Annotated in this window: 19 protein-coding genes; 8 read left to right on the top strand and 11 right to left on the bottom strand. The window is 41.7% G+C overall.

From position 1 onward, the window contains the following. Positions 1 to 116: 116 nt before the first annotated feature. A complete protein-coding gene (locus HNW13_RS17375; RefSeq protein ID WP_101085172.1) occupies positions 117 to 695 on the top strand; it encodes a nucleoside triphosphate pyrophosphohydrolase family protein in 579 nt (192 codons plus the stop codon). Positions 696 to 819: 124 nt separating this feature from the next. On the opposite strand, the gene HNW13_RS17370 is transcribed toward HNW13_RS17375, so the two are convergent. From HNW13_RS17370 to uvrD, 4 genes are all read right to left on the bottom strand, one after another. Next, positions 820 to 1,839 carry a hypothetical protein gene (locus HNW13_RS17370; RefSeq protein WP_192114171.1) on the bottom strand — a complete coding sequence of 340 codons (1,020 nt, stop codon included), beginning with the start codon at positions 1,837 to 1,839 and terminating at the stop codon, positions 820 to 822. Positions 1,840 to 1,993: 154 nt separating this feature from the next. Then, the gene (locus HNW13_RS17365; RefSeq protein ID WP_192114170.1) at positions 1,994 to 2,914 is read right to left on the bottom strand and encodes an alpha/beta hydrolase-fold protein; all 921 of its coding nucleotides are present in this window, start codon (positions 2,912 to 2,914) and stop codon (positions 1,994 to 1,996) included. A 33-nt stretch (positions 2,915 to 2,947) separates the two neighbouring features. Beyond that, positions 2,948 to 3,808: a 4-hydroxybenzoate octaprenyltransferase gene (gene ubiA / locus HNW13_RS17360; protein ID WP_182743113.1), complete on the bottom strand. Its 861-nt coding sequence runs from the start codon at positions 3,806 to 3,808 to the stop codon at positions 2,948 to 2,950. A 37-nt stretch (positions 3,809 to 3,845) separates the two neighbouring features. Continuing rightward, positions 3,846 to 6,029: a DNA helicase II gene (gene uvrD / locus HNW13_RS17355; RefSeq protein WP_011638834.1), complete on the bottom strand. Its 2,184-nt coding sequence runs from the start codon at positions 6,027 to 6,029 to the stop codon at positions 3,846 to 3,848. Between the two features lie 431 nt (positions 6,030 to 6,460). On the opposite strand from uvrD, the gene HNW13_RS17350 reads away from it, so the two are divergent. Next, complete coding sequence (locus tag HNW13_RS17350) at positions 6,461 to 7,339, top strand: LysR family transcriptional regulator (RefSeq protein ID WP_192114169.1); 879 nt, start codon at positions 6,461 to 6,463, stop codon at positions 7,337 to 7,339. Positions 7,340 to 7,536: 197 nt separating this feature from the next. Here HNW13_RS17350 and HNW13_RS17345 read toward each other — a convergent pair whose 3' ends face one another. The 3 genes from HNW13_RS17345 to HNW13_RS17335 all read right to left on the bottom strand — a co-directional run bounded on the left by HNW13_RS17345 (position 7,537) and on the right by HNW13_RS17335 (position 10,111). Beyond that, complete coding sequence (locus tag HNW13_RS17345; RefSeq protein ID WP_162024400.1) at positions 7,537 to 8,472, bottom strand: stomatin-like protein; 936 nt, start codon at positions 8,470 to 8,472, stop codon at positions 7,537 to 7,539. Between the two features lie 2 nt (positions 8,473 to 8,474). Continuing rightward, positions 8,475 to 9,404 (bottom strand): slipin family protein, encoded by a 930-nt coding sequence (locus HNW13_RS17340; protein WP_101085166.1) that lies wholly within the window; start codon positions 9,402 to 9,404, stop codon positions 8,475 to 8,477. A 245-nt stretch (positions 9,405 to 9,649) separates the two neighbouring features. Then, the gene (locus HNW13_RS17335; RefSeq protein ID WP_101085165.1) at positions 9,650 to 10,111 is read right to left on the bottom strand and encodes an NfeD family protein; all 462 of its coding nucleotides are present in this window, start codon (positions 10,109 to 10,111) and stop codon (positions 9,650 to 9,652) included. 509 nt (positions 10,112 to 10,620) lie between these two features. On the opposite strand from HNW13_RS17335, the gene HNW13_RS17330 reads away from it, so the two are divergent. After that, positions 10,621 to 11,373: an outer membrane protein OmpK gene (locus HNW13_RS17330; RefSeq protein ID WP_192114168.1), complete on the top strand. Its 753-nt coding sequence runs from the start codon at positions 10,621 to 10,623 to the stop codon at positions 11,371 to 11,373. A gap of 186 nt (positions 11,374 to 11,559) precedes the next feature. On the opposite strand, the gene udp is transcribed toward HNW13_RS17330, so the two are convergent. Continuing rightward, complete coding sequence (udp, locus tag HNW13_RS17325; protein WP_011638840.1) at positions 11,560 to 12,318, bottom strand: uridine phosphorylase; 759 nt, start codon at positions 12,316 to 12,318, stop codon at positions 11,560 to 11,562. 439 nt (positions 12,319 to 12,757) lie between these two features. On the opposite strand from udp, the gene HNW13_RS17320 reads away from it, so the two are divergent. Further along, entirely contained in the window at positions 12,758 to 12,979 is a 222-nt protein-coding gene (locus tag HNW13_RS17320; protein ID WP_192114167.1) for a DUF465 domain-containing protein, read from the top strand. Between the two features lie 62 nt (positions 12,980 to 13,041). Here the strand turns inward: HNW13_RS17320 and HNW13_RS17315 are convergent, their stop codons facing one another. Next, the gene (locus tag HNW13_RS17315) at positions 13,042 to 14,217 is read right to left on the bottom strand and encodes a type III PLP-dependent enzyme (RefSeq protein ID WP_011638842.1); all 1,176 of its coding nucleotides are present in this window, start codon (positions 14,215 to 14,217) and stop codon (positions 13,042 to 13,044) included. 358 nt (positions 14,218 to 14,575) lie between these two features. Between HNW13_RS17315 and HNW13_RS17310 the strand changes: the two genes are divergently transcribed. Both HNW13_RS17310 and rbsK read left to right on the top strand, forming a co-directional pair. Beyond that, positions 14,576 to 15,409 carry a mechanosensitive ion channel family protein gene (locus HNW13_RS17310; protein WP_101085162.1) on the top strand — a complete coding sequence of 278 codons (834 nt, stop codon included), beginning with the start codon at positions 14,576 to 14,578 and terminating at the stop codon, positions 15,407 to 15,409. 613 nt (positions 15,410 to 16,022) lie between these two features. Beyond that, entirely contained in the window at positions 16,023 to 17,240 is a 1,218-nt protein-coding gene (gene rbsK / locus HNW13_RS17305) for a ribokinase (RefSeq protein ID WP_192114166.1), read from the top strand. Positions 17,241 to 17,368: 128 nt separating this feature from the next. Here the strand turns inward: rbsK and HNW13_RS17300 are convergent, their stop codons facing one another. Next, positions 17,369 to 18,343, bottom strand: coding sequence for a nucleoside hydrolase (locus HNW13_RS17300; RefSeq protein WP_192114165.1), 975 nt, complete (start codon positions 18,341 to 18,343; stop codon positions 17,369 to 17,371). A gap of 463 nt (positions 18,344 to 18,806) precedes the next feature. On the opposite strand from HNW13_RS17300, the gene HNW13_RS17295 reads away from it, so the two are divergent. Together HNW13_RS17295 and HNW13_RS17290 are read left to right on the top strand one after the other, a co-directional pair. Further along, entirely contained in the window at positions 18,807 to 19,223 is a 417-nt protein-coding gene (locus tag HNW13_RS17295; protein ID WP_101085159.1) for a hypothetical protein, read from the top strand. Then, positions 19,220 to 19,414, top strand: a complete 195-nt coding sequence (locus HNW13_RS17290) for a helix-turn-helix transcriptional regulator (protein WP_162023905.1) — start codon at positions 19,220 to 19,222, stop codon at positions 19,412 to 19,414. Before HNW13_RS17295 ends, HNW13_RS17290 begins: the two co-directional genes overlap by 4 nt. Positions 19,415 to 19,556: 142 nt before the next feature. Here HNW13_RS17290 and nhaC read toward each other — a convergent pair whose 3' ends face one another. Then, positions 19,557 to 20,969, bottom strand: a complete 1,413-nt coding sequence (gene nhaC, locus HNW13_RS17285) for a Na+/H+ antiporter NhaC (protein WP_192114164.1) — start codon at positions 20,967 to 20,969, stop codon at positions 19,557 to 19,559. Positions 20,970 to 21,081 lie beyond the last annotated feature (112 nt).

Genomic DNA, 21,081 nt, shown 5'->3' with positions numbered 1-21,081 from the left:
AAACCATTAAAACCGGCTATCTTGCCGGTTTTTTTATCGGTAAATCGACTGATTGCCTTTGTATTCCATGGCTCATTTATTTAAAATTAGCGCACATTTATTAATAAGGTACTCCAATGAAACTCAGTCAACTCACTCAGCCTATCTATGACCATTTATATCGCGATATTTTTGAGTTTCGCAGTACTTTTGATTTACCGGTTAACGACAGTGCTAGCCTAGACGACAAAGCTGATACCTTACACACCTCATTAATTATTGAAGAAATGACCGAGCTTGCAGAAGCAGACTCTCGCATGGAACAAGCTGATGCGATTGTTGACTCTGTCTATGTATTAATGGGTCGTTTAGTGCACATAGGTGCGTCTCAGGTAAGCGATCGTCTAGAGATCAGCTATCTTATCGATTTATTGCTTAACGTGGCTAAAAACCGCGAAATAGACTTTATCCAATGCTGGGATGAAGTGCACTCAAGCAACATGAGCAAAGTATGCCGTAACCAGCAAGAATTGGATGAAACCATCGCCTTTTACGCCAAACAAGGTGTTGAGATAGTCGGTAGCACTAAAGGTGAGTTTATTATTGCTAAGTGCGCTAAAGATGTCGATATGGCGGGTAAAGTAGTTCGCCAAGGCAAAGTATTAAAATCAGTTTATTATCGCCCTGCAGACTTAACTAAGTTAGTACGAGACTAGGTTAGTGCGAGACTAAGTTAGTGCGAGACTAATCAGCCAATCAACTACAGGGCTTTCACTTGCAAGTACTGATTTACCCATAAAAAATGCGCTTTTATCAGCGCATTTTTTATGACGTTTCCGGTTACACAGCCACCGAGGTTTTAGCATTATTAAGCGCCTGAATGAATCGCTGCGGCTCATCCACACTCAAATGCACCGTTTTCATCGGTTCGGGTAACTGACCCATACCACCATGATAAATGACCGGACGGTTGAGGGTAATAGTGACATTACTCTGCCCACGGCCAATCATAATGGTTTCTGGCTCATCTTTATTTAATTCAGTTGATTGTTGATCAGCGGCACTAGCAATATCGGCAATGTTCACTACCATAAATCCCCACAATGAATTATTGATCACTAAGTTATCTCTGATTAAATACAAAGAGTAATAACGTGATAATCGATGGTTAGCCACGATAGACATTAAGGTATAGGCAATAATGCTCGAGACAATAATCGCCACCCACTCACTCCACGATGCCAGTAATACGTAACTCAGACTCGACGCACCAACACAACCAATAAGCATTAACCACACATGCCAGCGTGTCGCGCTAACAAGATTGATATTGGCAATTACTGGTGGATGATGACGTGAGAACCAAGGGATAGAATAAAACCAGTTAGTCGCTTCACTGGCGAGAATAAGCGCAATAGTTAAGCTTTTATCATCGCCATCCCGATACGTTTCTACCGCCCCGACTCTAGGATCGCCCTTAAGCTTTCGTACCTTAATCAAGCCACGAACAACACTCACCACCAAATACAATTCAATGACCAACAGCACCGCAATAATCGGATAGCGTAACCATGCAATAAACTCAAAATAATGCGCGACTTCAGCAGGAAAACTTAACCGAGCAACCAAGCTGCTCAAACTGAAAATAACAATCAGTTTCCACAGTTTCTGGCCACCCATTTTAATAATGCAATACCAGTAGCTCAGTGGCAGTAACACAAAATACAATCCGCAAATAAGATATAACGGCCACTTATCAGTATCGCTTGTTAACGACTCTGGTGTCCACTGAACGCCTATCACAAAGCTCAACACCATTAAGACTAAAAAGACTAACCGATACTTAACCGTGGCTCTCATTGAATACTTATCCCTGTATATGTTACTGACCCACGCCATATCATTATTCTTAATATAAACGTGAAGATACAAGTTGTTAACATATCAGCAAACATTAGTTTCACCGCTATTGATTGGCACAAAAATTGTTACTAAAAATTGCCGTCAATGGGTATCAAGATAAGTTGCGCTTGAACAGCCAAGTTAAACCATGAATCGCGGTGGTAGGAAAAGCCATCGAATGATCGGCCTCGGGGATGACTAGCAGCTTGAGTGCTAAGTCACCAGATTGCGCCGATGGATGGGATTGGAGTCGTTTAAATAAAGCCTGCGCATCTGCAACCATCTGATGACCATTATCGGTATAAGGTGGTTTTTCAAATTCGCCAATGCCAATAAACACCTTGGCAGATATTGCTGGTGTTTGACTAAAACGCTGAGCAAACTGCTGCAATAATTGTTTATTGTCAAACCACAGAGATGGACTGCCCAATACGTAATAATTAAATAACTTTGGCTGTTCTAATAAAATATAAGCACCCATTAACCCGCCTAGCGAATTACCCACAAAGGTGTTTTGTTGGCTGTCGACCCGATAGTTTTTTTCAACGAATGGCATAACAACCTGGCTGATAAAAGCAACGTGTCGCTTGGCCTCGCCAGTGGGTAGTTTCCAACTCGCATCGTGACTTGGGGTATAGTCGCGGATCCGACTCGCCGAACCTTTGCTTGGCCTCTGATAGCCTATGGCGACTAAAATAGCTTGCTGCATCATGTTACTGTTCATTGGAAATCGCGTCGCACCAGACACCACTTGTAAGCTATACATGGAGTCAGTCATGTATATCACTGGATATTGATGTGAACTATTTTGCTGGTATTTTTTGGGGAGCTTGATCATCACTTGATAGTCACGATCGCCATCTTTAAGCACAAATTGGCGGGTACGAGGAATATTGACTACTGCAGCAGTGGAATGCACATCGACAGCGTTGCTTGTTAAGCCTGGCAGTACAGCATCATTGTTAGCTGACGCACTGGCTAGAGATAGCCCACAACACATTATCGCGCCGATTAACCCATAAATTGTTTTCATGCATCCCTGCCCTATGGTAATAAACCACAAACGTTAAATCATATAATCCAACGCAAGTGCGATAAACAATACCATTCCGGCCCAGTTATTATTTAAAAAGGCTTTAAAACATGGTGCACGTTCACGACCAAAAATTAATCGTTGCTGATACACGGCAAAACCAATAAAGCTGATAATACCTAAGCCGTAAATAATCCCACGGTCGGCCACCAGCCCAGCCATCACAAAACACCCTAGTGCAGCAAGTTGAAACAAACCGATAATCTGTCGATCAAAGCGACCGAATAAAATAGCCGTTGATTTAATGCCTACTTTTAAGTCATCGTCACGATCGACGATGGCATACATGGTGTCGTACGCTACCGTCCAACACCAATTGGCCATAAATAACCACCACGCTTCAACTGGCACTTCACCAAGTTGAGCGGCATAGGCCATCGGAATTGACCAACTCCACACAATGCCCAAAAACATTTGTGGCATGTTGGTCACCCGTTTCATAAACGGGTACATCACCGTTAAAATAATCCCCACCACAGATAACTGCACTACCAGTGGATTAAGCCATAATACTAAGCAAAACGCAGCCAAACCTAAGAGGGTAAATAGAGTCAGTGCCTCTTTAACAGACACTTCCCCCGACACCAACGGTCGCATACTCGTACGCTCGACATGAGCATCTAGTTTACGATCGGCAAAGTCATTAATAATGCAGCCATTGGCGCGCATAATCACCACGCCAATAATAAAGATTAACAACACCTTAATGTCTGGCAGCCCTTGAGCCGCTAACACCAGTGCCATTAAACACGGCCATAGCAGAAGCAAGGTACCAATAGGCCTATCTATCCGCATTAATCGTGCATAAGCACGAAGCTTATCTTGCAATGTCATTGGCGTCATCTCTCCATGATTTAGCAAGCGAAACACGTTAACAACGCTCTAGTTTTGCTAACGACACCAACAGCCATTTACTGCCAAAATCGACAAACTCAACCTGCACACGTCCTTTTTCACCAGAACCTTCAAAGCTAGTCACGACCCCTTCACCAAACTTAAAGTGCTTCACTTTAGAACCCACTTTATGACCGGTGTCGTTAAAACCATGAGGTTTTTTAGTGGCAACCGTAGCCTTCGCAGGAAAACGCTGACTAACTGACGGCTTAACCTGAGCACGTATACGGATTTGCTCAACAAACTTTTCAGGAATTTCGTTAATAAACCGTGATGGGCTAGCATAATCTTCACGGCCATAAATACGACGAGACTCAGCATAACTGATGTACAGTTTTTGCATAGCACGGGTCATACCGACATAACACAAACGGCGCTCTTCATCTAAACGATCGCCTTCATCCAGTGCCATCTTGCTCGGGAATAATCCTTCTTCAACGCCCGCCATAAACACCATTGGGAACTCAAGCCCTTTGGCTGAATGCAATGTCATCAACTGCACGGCATCGGTAAAGGCATCAGCCTGACCTTCGCCAGCTTCTAATGCTGCATGAGACAAAAAGGCATTAAGTTCGCCCATGTCTTCAAGCTCTTCAGGCATTTCAAAACTGCGCGCAGCAGTAACCAACTCGTTTAAGTTTTCAATTCGAGCTTGAGCTTTCTCGCCTTTTTCGGCCTCATACATGGTACGCAAGCCTGAACGGTCAATCACATCGTCAGCCATCCGGTACAGCAACATATCTGCCGTATCCGTTCGCATCGCAATAATCAGTTCCATAAAGCCATTGATGGCATTAGCCGCACGCCCGGCAAGGACTTTCTCTTCGATTAAACTCACGCAAGCTTGCCACAGCGTCAGTTCATGCTGTCTAGCGGTTGAGCGGATGATATCCAAAGTACGATCGCCGATACCACGAGCTGGCGTATTCACCACACGCTCGAATGCCGCATCATCATTTTGGTTATTAATCAGACGCATATAGCCCATAGCATCTTTAATTTCTTGTCGCTCGAAGAAGCGCAGACCACCGTAAATACGATACGCTAACCCTTTGTGTAAAAAGGCTTCTTCTAATACTCGCGATTGTGCATTTGAACGATATAAAATGGCGCACTCGCTCAAACTGCCGCCCTTTTCATGCCAGTCGCTAATGCGTCCAACAATAAATTTGGCTTCATCCATTTCATTAAAGGCGCAATAGACCGAAATGGGCTCGCCATCTTTATCTTCGGTCCATAACTCTTTGCCCAAACGATCTGGGTTATTGGCAATCACAGCGTTAGAGGCATTCAAAATATTCGCTGTTGAACGATAATTTTGTTCTAAACGAATGGTTGTTGCACCCGAGAAGTCTTTTAAGAAACGATGTAAGTTTTCAATTTGCGCACCACGCCAACCGTAAATAGATTGATCGTCATCACCGACAATCATCACATTGGCTGTGTTACCGGCTAACACACGGATCCACGCATATTGAATCGCGTTGGTATCTTGAAACTCATCCACTAAAATATGACGGAAGCGTTCTTGGTAATGTGCCAGTAAATGCGGTTTATTGAGCCATAATTCATGAGCTCGTAGTAAGATTTCGGCAAAGTCGACCAAACCTGCGCGATCGCAAGACTCTTGGTAAACCTTATAAATATTCAGTAAATTTTGTTCAATCGGAAAACCGCCCGCATCGATATGCTTAGGTCGTAATCCTTGGTCTTTTTTGCCGTTAATATAGCCTTGGGCCTGACGAGGAGGATATTGCTTCTCATCTAAATTAAGGCTTTTAAGAATGCGTTTCAGTAAACGTAACTGATCGTCAGAATCGATAATCTGGAAACTTTGCGGTAAATTGGCATCTTGATAATGGGTTCGCAATAACCGATGCGCTAAACCATGGAAGGTACCGATCCACATCCGCCCCATGTTAGTGCCCACAACCTTTTCCACCCGTTCACGCATTTCTGCCGCGGCTTTGTTGGTAAAGGTGACTGCCAAAATAGAATATGGACTTTGTTGTTCAACTTGCATTAACCACGCAATACGATGGGTTAATACACGGGTTTTACCACTGCCGGCACCCGCTAACACCAACATATTTGAAAGTGGAGCGCCGACTGCCTCACGCTGTTTATCGTTTAGGCCGTCTAATAATGATGATACGTCCATTTTTCCTCCCAGAAATCTGCGAGGCATTATATCTTAAATAGCGAGATAATGGCGTGCAATACTTCAGCTATTTTATGCCCACTATCACCTTAGGTAGCAGAGTGAACCTTTAGACGACATTAATATCAAAGTCACTAAAATCACTCACTTGTGATGTTCTAACCGCGAAAATCACACCTAAATTGACAAAGCTGTAAGCGAAAATTACTATATAAAATAAACAATTAATTAATGTTAGCGTTAAGTAATTGGCCTAATAGGCTATTAAACACTCACATTCATGACTAAAGAAACTAGATTAAGTTTGCTTTTTATGGCGAGTAAATCTGGTGACATGTCGGTTTATGATCGATATGTTCAATGCCATTAATACTAAAAAGTCCATTAAAATGGATTTATTGTCCACAGCTTCAGCTGTATAGGTTGCCATATTGAATATCAAAGATTTAGAGCTATTCATTGCTGTAGCAAAGTTAGGCAGTTTTTCAAAAGCGGCAAAATCTTTTGATACTCGCAGAGCATTAGTCAGTCGCCGGATTGGAGAAATAGAAAAACAGCTCGGGGCACCGTTATTTACTCGCACAACAAGAGTCATGGCCTTAACCTCTGCAGGTCGACAATATCTTGCTCAAATCGAACCTTTAGTGAATCAATTAAATCATGCCGGATATGTGTTTAAACATCGTCATGATGAAGTACAAGGTAATTTACGCATTGGTTTATTGCCTTTCGTCGACAAGTTGATGGATGAATATATCGCTCACTTCATTCATGCGTATCCGCAAGTCCAATTAGAGGTGTTAATTGTGTCTGGTGGCAGTAAAGAGCTCAATCGTTTAGGGCTCGACTTGATTATTGATGTCGGTCAAGTAAACGGTGCAAATATTGCTGTACATAAGTTGACGACTTTTGAGCGTAAAATTTATGCTAGCCCAAGTTATTTAGAAAAGTCATCACTGATCGAAAATACCGATGACTTACAATACCATTCATTACTAGGCTTTAGAGATGCACATGGGCAACTAGAGCAAACTTGGCATTTTCAGCATGCAAATGTACCAACTCATTATAAAGTTATCTGCAGCGACTTTAACTCGTTATATCACTTATGTTTAGCCGGGGCGGGTATCGCTTTATTACCTCATGTTATTGCTCACGAGGCGGTAAATCAGGGACGATTAATCAATGTTCTGCCGCAACACAGCATTGGCTTTGCCGATATCAGCTTGGCCTATTCGATCAAAAGTCCTCAATCGCCTGTGGCAAAAGCCTTTTGCGAACATTTACTTCGAGAGATGGTTCCCAGTTAAAGCGGTAAAAGCGGTAAAAGCGGTAAAAGCGGTAAAAGCGGTAAAAGCGGTAAAAGCATAATTAAAACAGACTGCAGCGGTAAAGGTATAATTTAAATAGACTGCGGCGGTAAAAACAATAAAAAAGGTTAGCGAAATCGCTAACCTTTTTTATGTAATGTTCGTCACGCGGTGGCGTGACATAGCAGTATTAACGATTATTTTTTATCGTCTTTTAAGCCAATACTTTGCATCCAGTATTCAAAATTAACTAGATTACCCGGTAACACAATACGGCTATCAGGTTTGCTTAAACCATCTAGCTGCTTCATATACTGTTCACCAAGTTGCATACGCAATGCACTTTGTCCGCCTTCAGATGAAATAACCACCGCTAATCGTTCTATCGACTCAGCAGTTGCTTTCGCTAAAGTGAGAATTTCTTGCGCTTTACCTTCGGCCTCATTAATGCGGCGTTGCATCTCACCTTCAGAACGGTTAATGGTTTCTGCCATCACACCTTCTGAACGATTAATCTTACTTTGCTTGTCACCTTCACTTTTAGCTAATAATGCCCGACGTTCACGCTCGGCATTCACCTGCATTTCCATGGCGTTTTTAACTGTTTCTGGTGGGGTGATATTTTTAATCTCGTAACGATGCACTCGAATGCCCCACATAGAGCCAGCTTCATCGAGAACTTCAACCACTTTGGCTGATATCACATCACGCTCTTCAAAAGTACGATCTAAATCTAAGGTACCAATCACAGAACGCGTAGTTGTTTGAGCAAGTTGAATGGCGGCATAACGGTAGTCGGTAATACCATAACTGGCTTTAACGGGATCGGTAACCGAAATATAAATCACTCCATCCACTTCAACATTAACTTCATCACTGGAGAAACATTCTTGTGGCGGTACATCAATCGTTTCTTCCTTTAAGTCGTGGATATAAGCCACTTTATCAACGAAAGGGATCAGTGCATGGAAGCCTGCATCTAAGGTATTGTGATATTTACCTAAACGTTCAACAATATAAGCCGACTTGGTCGGTACAAGACAGATAGACTGGAATAGTTTTAGCACAAAAATAGCAAAAATTACGCCCCAGATAGCCATCACAATAAAATCAGTATCAATTCCGTTAATCAACATTAGCGAGCTCCTTTTGCTGATGAATTTGATACGGCATGAGTTACTTGCTCCATACCTTCAAAAAAGCCTTCTAGCTTGGCCATTTCAGCAGGCACAACAGAGACTTGAGCTTCAGATAAAATCTTGCCCACTTGACCAATAAACTGCTCTTTAAGCAACATATTCATGGCGTCATTGCCGCCATTTACCGTTAAGGCTTTGCAGATCATTTCCATGCCTTCTGCCTTTGCAGTGGCAATAATAGAAATTTCTTGCCCTGTACCTAAAGCCTCATTAATGCGCTTTTGTTTTTGACCTTCGGACAAATTAATCGCCTCTTGACGTTCACCTTGCGACATATTGATCATTGCTGCTTTTTCAGCATTAGCCAAAGTGATCTCGGCACGCTTGCGACGCTCTGCTTCCATTTGTTTTTCAAGGGTGTGAATAACTTTCATTGAAGGGGAGATATTTTTAATCTCGTAACGTAATACTTTGATCCCCCAAGGATCTGAAGCCTTATCAATTTCGCGCACAATGGATTCATTCAAACTGTCACGTTCAGAAAACGTTTGCGACAAGGTCAGCTTACCTATTTCTGAACGCATGGTTGTTTGCGCTAAGTTAACCGCTGCACGGCGATAGTTTTCAATACCATAGCTGGCCAGCTTGCCGTCCATCACTTTAAGGTAGACTAAACCGTCAACTTCCAACTGGGTGTTGTCTTTTGAAATACAACTCTGCGGCGGCACATCTAATACTTCTTCACGAGTGTCGTGGCGATAAGCAACCCGATCGACAAAAGGAACAAGAAAATGAAACCCTGGCTCGAGCACGGTACGAAACTTACCCAAACGCTCAATAACATGCACTTCACGCATTGGCACAATTAACATGAGTTTGAACAAAATGAACATTACAAATAAAAAAACGATTGTTAACACAAACATATCTACTCCCTTTTAATCTGACTTTCCTAGATAACACTTAACGGCAATCACAACACGACGATTTCGAAACAATACTTAATTTACGAAACAATATTCATGACACTAAATTTACGAAACAATAATGACAAAACAATATTCATATCACAATAATCTGAATTTTTTACAGTTAAGTACTCAATAACCTCAACTCACGGTAACAATTCGCAGTAATAACTCGCAGCAACAAAAGGTTATCAACTAAATCGCTATACAGAATCGATGATAGGTTCAACAACAAAAGCAATATTATCCCGACAAATGATCCTGACTTTGGTACCTTTTTTTATCACGGTACCATCACCTAAAGCAGTCCAATCAGTACCCAAACAGCTAATTCGACCGGTCTTTTGACCAGGGCCGATGGCTTGCTTAACGATAGCGACTTGATTATAAAGATCCGCCTCTTCATCGGTATTATCGACATGTGAATCGCCGCCCACTAAACGCTGGGTCACATGACGAAAACTCAGTAATAACACCATTGAAGCCATAAACCATAATGTCAGACTTTGTACCAAGCCATCGATAATGCCAACAGCTTGTGCTGCTGCGACGATAACGCAAGCCGCACCTAATAAAATAACGATACCACCCGGAATGATAATCTCCGAGATCATCAATAACAGCCCAAGCACTAGCCAGACTGCGATCGGATTTGCAAGCTCCATATTCTCCCCCATAAATGAGAATGTCCGTAAATTCACTATAACAGCTTTATTTATTAATGCGACATATTATGTCAAAGCGTTATTGCGAACAGTAAACGGGACAAACGATTCATCAACTTACCATTACCACACGAATACGTATCGCTAGTAATGAGTAACTGTAATAATAAGTCCCCCTATACAAATCAGTATTACTGCAAAGTGACATTTTATTTGTCACCATGGTGGTATTCGTTTTAAGTAAGATAACAGCGCCAATCAAACACCTTTATGCGTTACATCGCATTGACAGTGCTAATACCTGTCATAAGATTATATTGATGATGAAAACAATGAAATCTGTACATTCTGGTCGGTTTTAATTGTGCTCTTTCAAAATATTGAATATATTGCGCCCCATTGTGCACGATTGGGAATAATAGGTCACAAATTTAACCTCGATCGCTATAAAACTTACCTTTAAACTGTCAAAATTGACGTCTCTGATCATTTTACTAACCGGAAGAAAAATGAAAAAAATCTACCTTTTAGCCACATTAGTACTCTCACAAAATGTTTTTGCTGACGATTTAGTTCAATGGTGGGATGTTAGCGCTACTGTCTTGCATGGCGAAAACTATGACTTAGCGCCATCAGAAAGACAAACAACCATTACCCTAGAAACAGCCGGTGCTTGGAAGTATGGCGATTGGTTTGCATTCCAAGATTTTATTAATTTTAATGGTAATAATAACGGTGTTGATAGTTCGACTTATGGCGAAATATCTCCGCGCTTCAGTGCTAGCAAAATATTGGGTCAGCCAGTGAGCTTTGGTGCGATAAAAGATGTCTCTTTAGCATTAACTTACGAAGAAGGTGAAGGCCCAGTTCACAGCATGCTTTATGGTATTGGTGTAGACCTTGACGTGCCATTTTTTAGCTATTTACAACTGAACACTTACCGCCGAGATGCAATAAGCAGTGGTAATATCAGTGATGGTTGGCAGTTTACGCCGGTATTTAGAATCGACATGCCAGTGGGCAATGCCAACATTATTATAGATGGCTTCATTGATTGGGTATTTTCTGCCGACAACAACGGCTACGACGAAAACCTGCACATCAACCCACAAATAAAGTATGACTTAGGTAAAACACTGTTCGGTGATCACAAGCAAGACAAACTGTTGGTAGGTTTTGAATATGATTACTGGCAAAGCAAATACGGTGTTGCGGGTATCGACCAAAATACCTACTCAATTATTGCGCAATATCATTTCTAATTGATGCCGCTATTGATATAAATTAGATAACAAAAAAGGTGCCTAGGCACCTTTTTTAATGATTACATTTCAACACTCATTGATTTGAGGCAATTTTTTTTGCGTAATCCGTTTTAACGCCATCAGCCTTAACACAATCTGTTTTTACACAATATCTTGTTATAACGTGATGGTTAAAACGTTAGCTTAAGCTAATAATTTTTTCGCTGCTGCTACAACAATAGACACGGCACTTACTTCAGTCTTCTTCATTGTCGCTTCGTCAGGGATCTCTTGCTGTGTGCGGTTTACAATAACACCGGCAACACATGCTGCACGCCAACCTTGAGTTGCACACATTGTAAATAGCGTAGCTGATTCCATTTCATAGTTCAACACACCCATTGACTGCCACTCTTTCATAGAGCCAACATAACGCTGCGTAATGCGACCAGAAACAGTATCGTAACGCTCTTGACCTGGATAGAAAGTATCAGAAGAAGCAGTAATACCAATGTGTGGCTCTAGACCAGCGTCACGACATGCTGCAACCATAGCAGTTGTACATTCAAAGTCTGCTGCTGCTGGGAACTCAAGCGGTGCAAAGTGTAAGCTTGCGCCATCTAAACGCACAGAAGCTTGAGTCACAATCACATCACCCACGTTTACGTGCGGCTGAATTGCGCCAGTTGTACCTACGCGTAAGAAAGTTCTCACACCTAATTGTGCTAATTCTTCAACCGCAATAGAAGTTGATGGTCCACCGATACCGGTTGAACACACAACCACGGCTTTGCCATCGATATAAGCTAAGTAGCTTGTGTATTCACGATGGCTCGCTAAGAACGTTGCGTTGTCCATTAACTCAGCAATACGCTTAACACGTTCTGGATCACCAGGAACGATTGCTAAGGTAGCGCCATCTAACATTTTTTTAGTTAATCCTAAGTGAAATACATCGGACATTGTGAAAACCCCTTTCAGTTTTGAATATTAAATTCTTATAACCCAGACTTTAACCTAGTCTTTAGGGGGATAAGGTTAACTTGATCACATATAAATTCATAATAGTTAATATTCATTCGTTAAATTATTACTAATATATGTCCAAATCCCACCAAATACACCCGTTTCAGCATAGTTGAAGGTCGATAGAAACAACAAATATCTTATCTCGCTTAACAATCATTAACGTGATTTACATCAAGTTAACCTCGCTAAAATGGTTTTAGGCTGAAGGTAAGCATAACCACTGAGCATAAAGTTAATCAATATTAGATTCAACACATCTCATTTCCAAATTGTGTTGCTGCTAAAGCAAGCATCATGGTTATTGGCATAACATCTGATGAATGCAAATTGAAATGAACCCGAAATCCGCTGACTCAGCTTAAAGGAGTAACTTATGTTTCCAGAGTACCGAGACTTAATATCTAAACTTAAAGTCACAGATAAGCACTTTATCAAAAAGTTTAATGACCACAATCAACTCGATGAGCAAATTACCGCACTAGAAAAGCACAGTAGTAGTGATGCACCAGCTGAATTAAAACTAATGAAAAGCACGAGATTACACCTTAAAGAACAAATATTAGATATTTTAAAAAATCATCAACAAGAGGTTTAGGCGCGCATAAAAATAAAGGACGCTAATGCGTCCTTTAAGATGTCGTCAAACTACACCATCAATTAAAGATAATAATCTTTAAGTGGTGGGAAGCCGTTAAAACATACTGCTGAATAGGTCGTAGTGTAAGCACCAGCGGTTAACCAGTACATACGGTCACCAATGGCTAAATCAACCGGTAAACCATAGCTATAGTGCTCATACATAATATCGGCACTGTCACAGGTTGGGCCGGCAATAACGCACTTATCTAACTCGCCTTTACGCTCAGTATAGATTGGGAATTTAATCGCTTCGTCCATGGTTTCAATTAAACCAGAGAACTTACCCACATCTGTAAATACCCAGCGCTCTAATGCAGTGTTTGATTTACGCGAAATCAATACCACTTCAGATACCAATACACCAGCATTTGAAAGCAATGAACGGCCAGGCTCTAGAATAATCTCAGGTAATTCGTCACCAAAATCTTCTTCTAGGAAATGCTTAATCTGCTGAGCATAAACACCTAGTTCATTCGTTTTATCCATATAGTTGGCAGGAAAACCACCCCCTAAATTGATCATCTTTAACACAATGCCATGTTCTTCTTTTAAACGGTCGTAAATGCTTTTCACTTTACCGATAGCAGAATCCCACGCACCGATATCACGTTGTTGTGAACCGACGTGGAAAGAAATGCCATGCGGTTGTAAGCCTAACTCTTTTGCCAATACTAATAAGTCGTACGCCATTTCATTTTGGCAACCAAACTTACGTGATAAAGGCCAGTCGGCTGTGTGTGTACCTTCAGTTAAAATACGCAAGTACACTTTTGAACCAGGAGCTTCTTCCGCAATCATGCGTAAATCGGCTTCAGAATCTGAAGCAAACATACGTACGCCTTGTTCAAAGAATGATCGTACATCAACGCGTTTCTTAATGGTGTTACCGTAGCTAATACGATCAGCAGAAACACCTATCGACGTGACCATTTCAAGTTCATAAATGGACGCGATATCAAAGTTTGAACCTTTGTCTCGTAACAAGGTTAAAATTTCTTTGGCCGGATTTGCCTTAACCGCATAATAGATATTAGCGAAAGGAAAATTATTAACCATATCATCATATTGTTTCGCAACGATTTGGGTGTCAATAACTACAAATGGCGTTGGCTTATCTTTAGCAAATGCCTCTATGCGGTCAAACGTGTCCTTGTCATAATAATCTGCAACATCAATCGATTGAAATTGGCTCATTAGGCCAGTGCCTCCTGTAAGTAGGGCGATAAAAGTGTCATTACGAATCTGTAAAAACATGCGCAGTAAACGATATTTTTAATCAATACGCAACGAATTTTTATGCAAAAAGTATACTTTTTTATTCTTCGAGAAATATCAATAACACGCAACGCCTTACTAGCTTAATACACTGCGTTATTGATTAGTTTCTGCGTCTAGAAAGTATAGACATTTGTCAGAAAAATGCCCATAAAGTCGTTGGAAATATTTTCGCCGTGATGGCATTTAACACTCATCACAGACTTACACCTTAGAGTAAAAAGTTGTTATCATCCAATTTGATAACAACTTAACGTGCTTCAATAAGGAACATAGAATGAACGAACCCAGTTTAGATCAGGAGCTCCAACAACTGCAAAATGTCTATAGCGTCATCACTGAGTTTGTTGTTGCGTACAGCTTTCAAATTGCGGGTGCGATTATTATTTTCTTATTGGGGCTTTGGGTGGCAAACAAAGCCGCCAACGTTGTCGCCGCTCAACTGAAAAAACATAACATTGATATCACCCTCAGTAACTTTGCTTCCAACTTAGTTAAAATCATTATTATTGTGATGGTTGCTGTTATCTGTTTAGGCAAACTAGGGATTAGCGTAACGCCAATGGTGGCTGCTATTGGTGCCGCTTCACTCGGAGCAGGCTTGGCATTACAAGGAATGTTATCTAATTATGCTGCCGGCATTACCATTATTGTCACCCGCCCTTTTGTGGTTGGCAATACCATTGAAATTAAAGGTGTCAGCGGTGTGGTTGAAATCATTAAACTAGGCCAAACCATATTAACCAACGAAGAAGGCGAACAAATCAGTATTCCCAACAAGCACATTGTCGGTGAAATTTTACATAATTCATTCGCTTATAAATTGGTTGAAAACAAAATTAACATTGATTACCAAGCTGATGCGGATCATGTTATCCAATTAATTAATGGCGTGCTTGCCGCTGCTCCGGCAATTTATCAAGACAAGAAACCATTAGTCGGCATCAATGGATTTAATACTGTGGGGATAGAAGTTGGTGTACGTTATTGGGTACCGACAACACGCTATTTCGAAGAGAAGTACCACACTAACCTAGCCATAATCAAAGCACTCAATCAAGCCAAAATTAAGATACCTTGCCCGGTAAAGGAAATACATTTACAGCACTAGTTTTAATAGCACTCGTATTCACAGTTCTGTATTCACAAGGCTAAAAGTTCTCTTCACCGCATAAAGTCTCACGATTGAAAGGGTTGCATATAAGGCTGAGTGGAAGCAGTTGCACTTTTTAGTCCATTCAATCTAACTGGCCCTAACAAACTGAATTGGGGCCACAGACTATTGCCACCAATGGAGATTCCCGCGAGACTATATTGAATAAAGCAATTCATCACGTAGTCGTGGGCTGATCCGCAAAGAATGCAATGAGAATAGCTGTACAGACGCTACAAGCCATAATTAATAATCAATCACTTACGACAACAAAGTAAACTCGCTCACCATATATTTACTCTCAAAAAACACTGTGAATAGAATGAATAATATAATATATGCAGTAAACCCCGTCTTCCTTACTAAGTACATTTAATGAAACTCACTTCACTAAGCGCAATAAATTAAGCTGATTTGACTAAACTCATTTAAGCAGACTCATTGAAATAAATGCGACCAAATCATTCTCCCCCCCAAACAACCAATAGCAAACGAACCAACTGGTTCACTTTGCATGTTAAGCTCTGGTCTTTATCACAATTTATTTTCTGCTGAAGCACTATATTCCATTATGAAAAAACTAAGTCGAAATGAAAGACTGGCTGTTATTCTCAAGTTACTCAGTATGCATAAAAAACTGTCTAACCAAAAAATATCCACATTACTGGCAGTAACCGCTAAAACGGTTCGTTGTGATCTCGTGCAGCTGGAAAAAGACGGTCTAGTAAAACGAATTCATGGCGGAGTCTGTCAGTCTGAAGGCGCGAATATCAAAAAGTATAGCTTGGACGCTATGTTGGCAGAATTACTCGACCGCAGCATACTGAATGACAGCAAAGAACTCGACTCAAACCAAGGTAGATTAATCAAAATGAAACATAATGTATTTGTACTTGGCTCATTCAATGTCGATATTGTGGCAAAATTAGCACGCTTTCCCCAACCGGGAGAAACCTTGCATTCAAGTAGCAGTAGTATTGGCGCTGGCGGCAAAGGGGCAAATCAGGCTTATGCTGCGGCTAAAAATGGTGCCCATATTACCTTTATGACTAAAATTGGTACTGATCAATTTAGTCAATTTGCGCGCCAACACCTCAACAGTACCGGCATAGACAACACGATTATCCTCGAGTCATCAACTAGCCCGACAGGTACCGCGATGATTTACGTTAGTGAACAAGCTGGCGAGAATATGATTGCGGTCAACGAAGGCGCAAACATGACGCTGACCGATGATGAAATACACTCAGCCAAACACCATATTGTTAGTGCACAATTATTTTTAACCCAGCTTGAAACCAATTTTGATGCTATCAAGCTCGCGATGAGCATTGCCAAAGACAATGGCGCAAAAGTGATCCTCAATCCGGCGCCGTATCATCAGAGAACTCTCGAGTTATTACCTTTAGTTGATATGATCACTCCTAATGAAACAGAAGCTTCGTTAATGACTGGGATCGCAGTAACCGATCTAGACAGTGCTAAGCAGGCCGCTATTGCAATACATGCCTTAGGCGTAACATCGGTGGTGATTACTCGCGGATCTGATGGGGTATTACTTTATGAAAACGATCAATTTACCCTAATCGAGGTGTTAAAAAGCGCGGTTGTTGATACCACTGGTGCAGGCGATGCTTTTAATGGCGCTTTGGTCGCCGAGCTTGCTAGAGGCAGTACACTGCATCAGGCCGCTAAATATGCCAACGCTTATGCGTCACTCGCCGTTGAGCGCCTAGGCGCAGCAAACATGCCAGATGGCTCACTTGTCGCAGCTAGACTTAATGCTTAATAGCGAGTGCTGATTTCTAATGTAAAGCGCTAATGTAAAACACTAGAGTCGAACTCCCATGAAAAAAGCGCAGTGATTACTGCGCTAGTGTTAGGTAAGCGGTATTAGTCCGCCAGATGCCGACAGTGTTATTTCAATCTTGCGGCATAATTGATAATACTGTCGCGATATAGCTCCAATAGTTCGGCATCTTTGACCGCGACTGCAACCTGTTGCGGCGCCTGATTCATCCATTCATCATGCGGGTAAACACGGTCATCAATCTTCTGAATGGTCATTCCTTCGGCAACACCATCGACAACGACTCGTATTGGCCCTTCTCTAAGCGTGAACAACTCTGGATTAATCACATAGGCAATTGCAGATGGGTCATGCACATGGCAAGCTTCTAAGCCCACTTTTTCACTATAAAACCTCAAATAGAACCGGCTAACATCCCAAATAAATTGGCCAACGTCGCCTGCATTGTCGCGCAATTGATCAAGAAAATCACGAGTAAAAAAGCTTTGTTCAGTCACATCTAAGCCAATCACAACCACAGGCCATGAGGCCGTCAACACCATATCAGCAGCATGAGGATCATCGTGTACATTAGCTTCGGCAAAAGGGGTCACATTACCGCGATGGCCGTTCTCACCAAAAGCGCCACCCATAATGACCACCTTGTTAACTAAGTCGACAATGCTTGGGTCAGCCTGAAGCGCTAGCGCAAGGTTAGTTAACGGACCGATGGCCACTAAAGTAATCTCACCAGGCTCCGCCTTTACAGCGTCAATGATGTATTGATACGCAGGCCGCGGATCAGCTTGACCTTCTACTTCGGCTGGGACATTCACATCTCCAAAGCCACCTTCACCGTGAACAACGACCGTTGGGCCAACAGGAGGACGTACGATAGGCTTACTCGCGCCAGTGACAATATCGGCCTGCAGCTGAAATTTTTGTTTAAGATAAAGCGCATTACGGGTCGCATTTTCAATGGTCACATTGCCATAAACCGTGGTGATGGCCTTAAGATCAATATCTGGATGTGCTTCGGCAAAGAGAATAGCAAATACATCATCAATACCGGGATCTGTGTCTAATATTATTTTAGTTTTCATGGGGATCACTGTCCTACTTTATTAAGTGAATCGATACACTATAAGGTTTTACTGAATATCCTGCGATGATACTCACAGGCCCTTCAATCCATATCAACAAGATATTCGAAGATGATTAGCGACTGCGACAAACAAACTGTTACAGGGTCCTGAGGCTCATTAAATCCCTTGGCACTATACAAAAATAGTGCCGACAGAAGTGTGATTGTTCGTCAAACTTTAATCTGTAAGTGAACATAATGGTTCACTTACACGTGTGCAACTGGCTATAACAAGTTTGATATGAAATAGGCCGAATATTATATTTTGCCTTACATATCCCACCTTTTAACCCGAGTTGAGGTTAATTTACAACACCTCAAAAAAGTAAAGCTTACTTGACAAGCATTAATAGATTGCGATAACTTAAAGTCAAGCTTAGTTGACATAATGACAACTAAACACGACCAAGGGAATGTTGATAATGTCGCCACTAACACACAATCAAGACTGGAAAAATACCAACAAACATAATACAGCTCGTTTAGCAAAATGGACTTTAGCGTGGGTGATAAGTATGGCCGTCGCCAACTTTGGTCCACAATTTATTTGGCAACAAGATGTCATCACCATAATGGCCATTGGCATTAATTTCATGATGGGTATCGGGATGATTTTAGCCAATAGACGCCAACTACTTGGCTTAGATGAATTGCAGCAAAAAATTCAATTAAATGCGATGGGCCTCAGTCTGGGGGTGGGGCTAATTGTTGGCTTGAGCTACTCAAATTTAGACACAACAAACTTAATAGCTGGTCACGCGGAAATTTCTCACTTGGTGATCATTATGGGACTCACCTATTTAGTCGGTATTATTTTAGGCCATAGGAAGTACCAATGAAAAATCGCCTAAAAGTACTCAGGGCAGAGCAAGACCTGACACAAGCACAACTAGCAGACTTACTTAATGTTTCCAGGCAGACGATCAATGCGATCGAAACAGGTAAGTTTGATCCTAGTTTGCCATTAGCCTTTAAAGCGGCACGTTTATTCAAGCTACCTATTGAAAGTATCTTTGAAGACGAAGTGTAGCTAATAGTATTTATAATCAATGCTATAAAAACAATGCTATAAAAAATGTTAAACGCTATGGCGGTCGATTCAGCTCAAGCATTGGCTAAATTTACAGTCTTAACGCTAACAGCCCTATGGATTGATAAGAGATTAATATCCTTTACGCCAAAGCTGGTTTAGTTTTCGGCTTGAGAAGCCCAATACCAAAGTCGGCCATTGCCACTGCGATGATGGCATTAAGGTAGTTGAAAAAAGCATAGGGCGCGTAGTCAAGTACGTCTACCCCTAGAGTGGCGGTATAAAAGGCACCTGCTGTGGTCCACGGAATAAGGCCTGTAGTCATAGTGGCACCTTCTTCAACTGAGCGCGAAAGAATGGCGGCCTCTAAATTTTGTTGCTCATATTTGGGCTTAAACAGTTGGCAACTGAGAATAATCGAAATATAAGCCTCTCCCATAGCAATGTTACCTAAAAAACCGGACATAATCGTCGTCGCAATAAGGGTGGCGGTGCGCTGCACTCTTTTTATGATGCCGGCTAATAGTGCGCTGAGAAATCCCGCGCCGTGTAAAATGCCGCCTAGTGCGATAGCCATTAACGCCAGCAGCAAGGTCCAGCTCATACTGCTAATGCCGCCGCGACCAAGCAAAGCATCTAAACTGGCGATACCCGTTGATTCGGGCGTATTTTCCCACAGTGCATTAAGCACGGAGATAGCACTTTGTTGCTGATAAAAAATCGCGATTAGCACGGCGAGAATTATGCTGCATGACATCGTCACTTCAGCGGGCACCTTTCTAATGCTCAGTACCGCGAGTAAAATCAGTGGTAATAACGTAATCAGCGGCGTAAGGCTGTAATTGTTGGCAAGTGCGGTTTGAATTGAGGTAACTTCTGCCAAGTCTAGATTTTGTTCACTATAGTTCAATCCGATCACTAAAAATATTAAGAAAGTGAGGATAAAGGTCGGCGTTGTGGTGAACAGCATGGAGTAAATGTGTCGATAGAGATCCGTGCCAGCACTCATAGCGGCGAGGTTTGTGGTATCTGAAATCGGCGACATTTTATCACCGAAAGTTGCACCGCAGACAATCATACCTGCGACTAAAGGTAGGGGGATATTCATGGCAGAGCCGATGCCAATAAAAACCACGCCTAAGGTGCCGACAGTACCCCAAGATGTTCCAGTTGCTAGCGACATCAAGGCGCACAGTAATAAACCAACCGCCAAAAACAAACTCGGACTCAGCCAACTAAGACCATAATAAATAAGCGTGGCGATGGTGCCACTGTGCATAAAACTAGCAATCACCATGCCGATCAATATAAATATATAGATGGCAGGCATGGCTCTGGTAAGGGCGCTAGTCATCAACTCACGTATATGTATATAGCCGTAACCAAGACTAAAAGCGTTGAGTCCTATCCATAACAAGCACAGAAACATCAGTGTATGCAGGCTGATCCCTAGACCAAAAAGTCCACCCGCTATGGTGATGATAATCACGCTAAAACAGATAAGAGACTGCAAAAAACTAGGGCTACGGGGTAAGTTGGGAGTGATTACAGACATTGGCACACATTATGGTAACAATTGGGATGAAGCTGAGTATATCAGTACAAGTAATTGGGTAAACTATAAACAAGCAGGATATTAAAAATAAACATTTTATCTATTATAACCA

The sequence above is a fragment of the Shewanella sp. BF02_Schw genome (assembly GCF_014596695.2).
In the GTDB taxonomy this organism is placed as follows: domain Bacteria; phylum Pseudomonadota; class Gammaproteobacteria; order Enterobacterales; family Shewanellaceae; genus Shewanella.
Note: the sequence above shows the minus strand (reverse complement) of the source record. Positions and strands in the feature narration are given on the sequence as shown.

Excerpts from the sequence above, each read along its gene's own strand:
- HNW13_RS17375 (WP_101085172.1), top strand. The coding sequence starts at position 117 with ATGAAACTCAGTCAACTCACTCAGCCTATCTATGACCATTTATATCGC.
- HNW13_RS17370 (WP_192114171.1), bottom strand. The coding sequence starts at position 1,839 with ATGAGAGCCACGGTTAAGTATCGGTTAGTCTTTTTAGTCTTAATGGTG.
- HNW13_RS17365 (WP_192114170.1), bottom strand. The coding sequence starts at position 2,914 with ATGAAAACAATTTATGGGTTAATCGGCGCGATAATGTGTTGTGGGCTA.
- ubiA (WP_182743113.1), bottom strand. The coding sequence starts at position 3,808 with ATGACATTGCAAGATAAGCTTCGTGCTTATGCACGATTAATGCGGATA.
- uvrD (WP_011638834.1), bottom strand. The coding sequence starts at position 6,029 with ATGGACGTATCATCATTATTAGACGGCCTAAACGATAAACAGCGTGAG.
- HNW13_RS17340 (WP_101085166.1), bottom strand. The coding sequence starts at position 9,404 with ATGTTTGTGTTAACAATCGTTTTTTTATTTGTAATGTTCATTTTGTTC.
- HNW13_RS17335 (WP_101085165.1), bottom strand. The coding sequence starts at position 10,111 with ATGGAGCTTGCAAATCCGATCGCAGTCTGGCTAGTGCTTGGGCTGTTA.
- HNW13_RS17330 (WP_192114168.1), top strand. The coding sequence starts at position 10,621 with ATGAAAAAAATCTACCTTTTAGCCACATTAGTACTCTCACAAAATGTT.
- udp (WP_011638840.1), bottom strand. The coding sequence starts at position 12,318 with ATGTCCGATGTATTTCACTTAGGATTAACTAAAAAAATGTTAGATGGC.
- HNW13_RS17320 (WP_192114167.1), top strand. The coding sequence starts at position 12,758 with ATGTTTCCAGAGTACCGAGACTTAATATCTAAACTTAAAGTCACAGAT.
- HNW13_RS17315 (WP_011638842.1), bottom strand. The coding sequence starts at position 14,217 with ATGAGCCAATTTCAATCGATTGATGTTGCAGATTATTATGACAAGGAC.
- HNW13_RS17310 (WP_101085162.1), top strand. The coding sequence starts at position 14,576 with ATGAACGAACCCAGTTTAGATCAGGAGCTCCAACAACTGCAAAATGTC.
- rbsK (WP_192114166.1), top strand. The coding sequence starts at position 16,023 with ATGAAAAAACTAAGTCGAAATGAAAGACTGGCTGTTATTCTCAAGTTA.
- HNW13_RS17300 (WP_192114165.1), bottom strand. The coding sequence starts at position 18,343 with ATGAAAACTAAAATAATATTAGACACAGATCCCGGTATTGATGATGTA.
- HNW13_RS17295 (WP_101085159.1), top strand. The coding sequence starts at position 18,807 with ATGTCGCCACTAACACACAATCAAGACTGGAAAAATACCAACAAACAT.
- HNW13_RS17290 (WP_162023905.1), top strand. The coding sequence starts at position 19,220 with ATGAAAAATCGCCTAAAAGTACTCAGGGCAGAGCAAGACCTGACACAA.
- nhaC (WP_192114164.1), bottom strand. The coding sequence starts at position 20,969 with ATGTCTGTAATCACTCCCAACTTACCCCGTAGCCCTAGTTTTTTGCAG.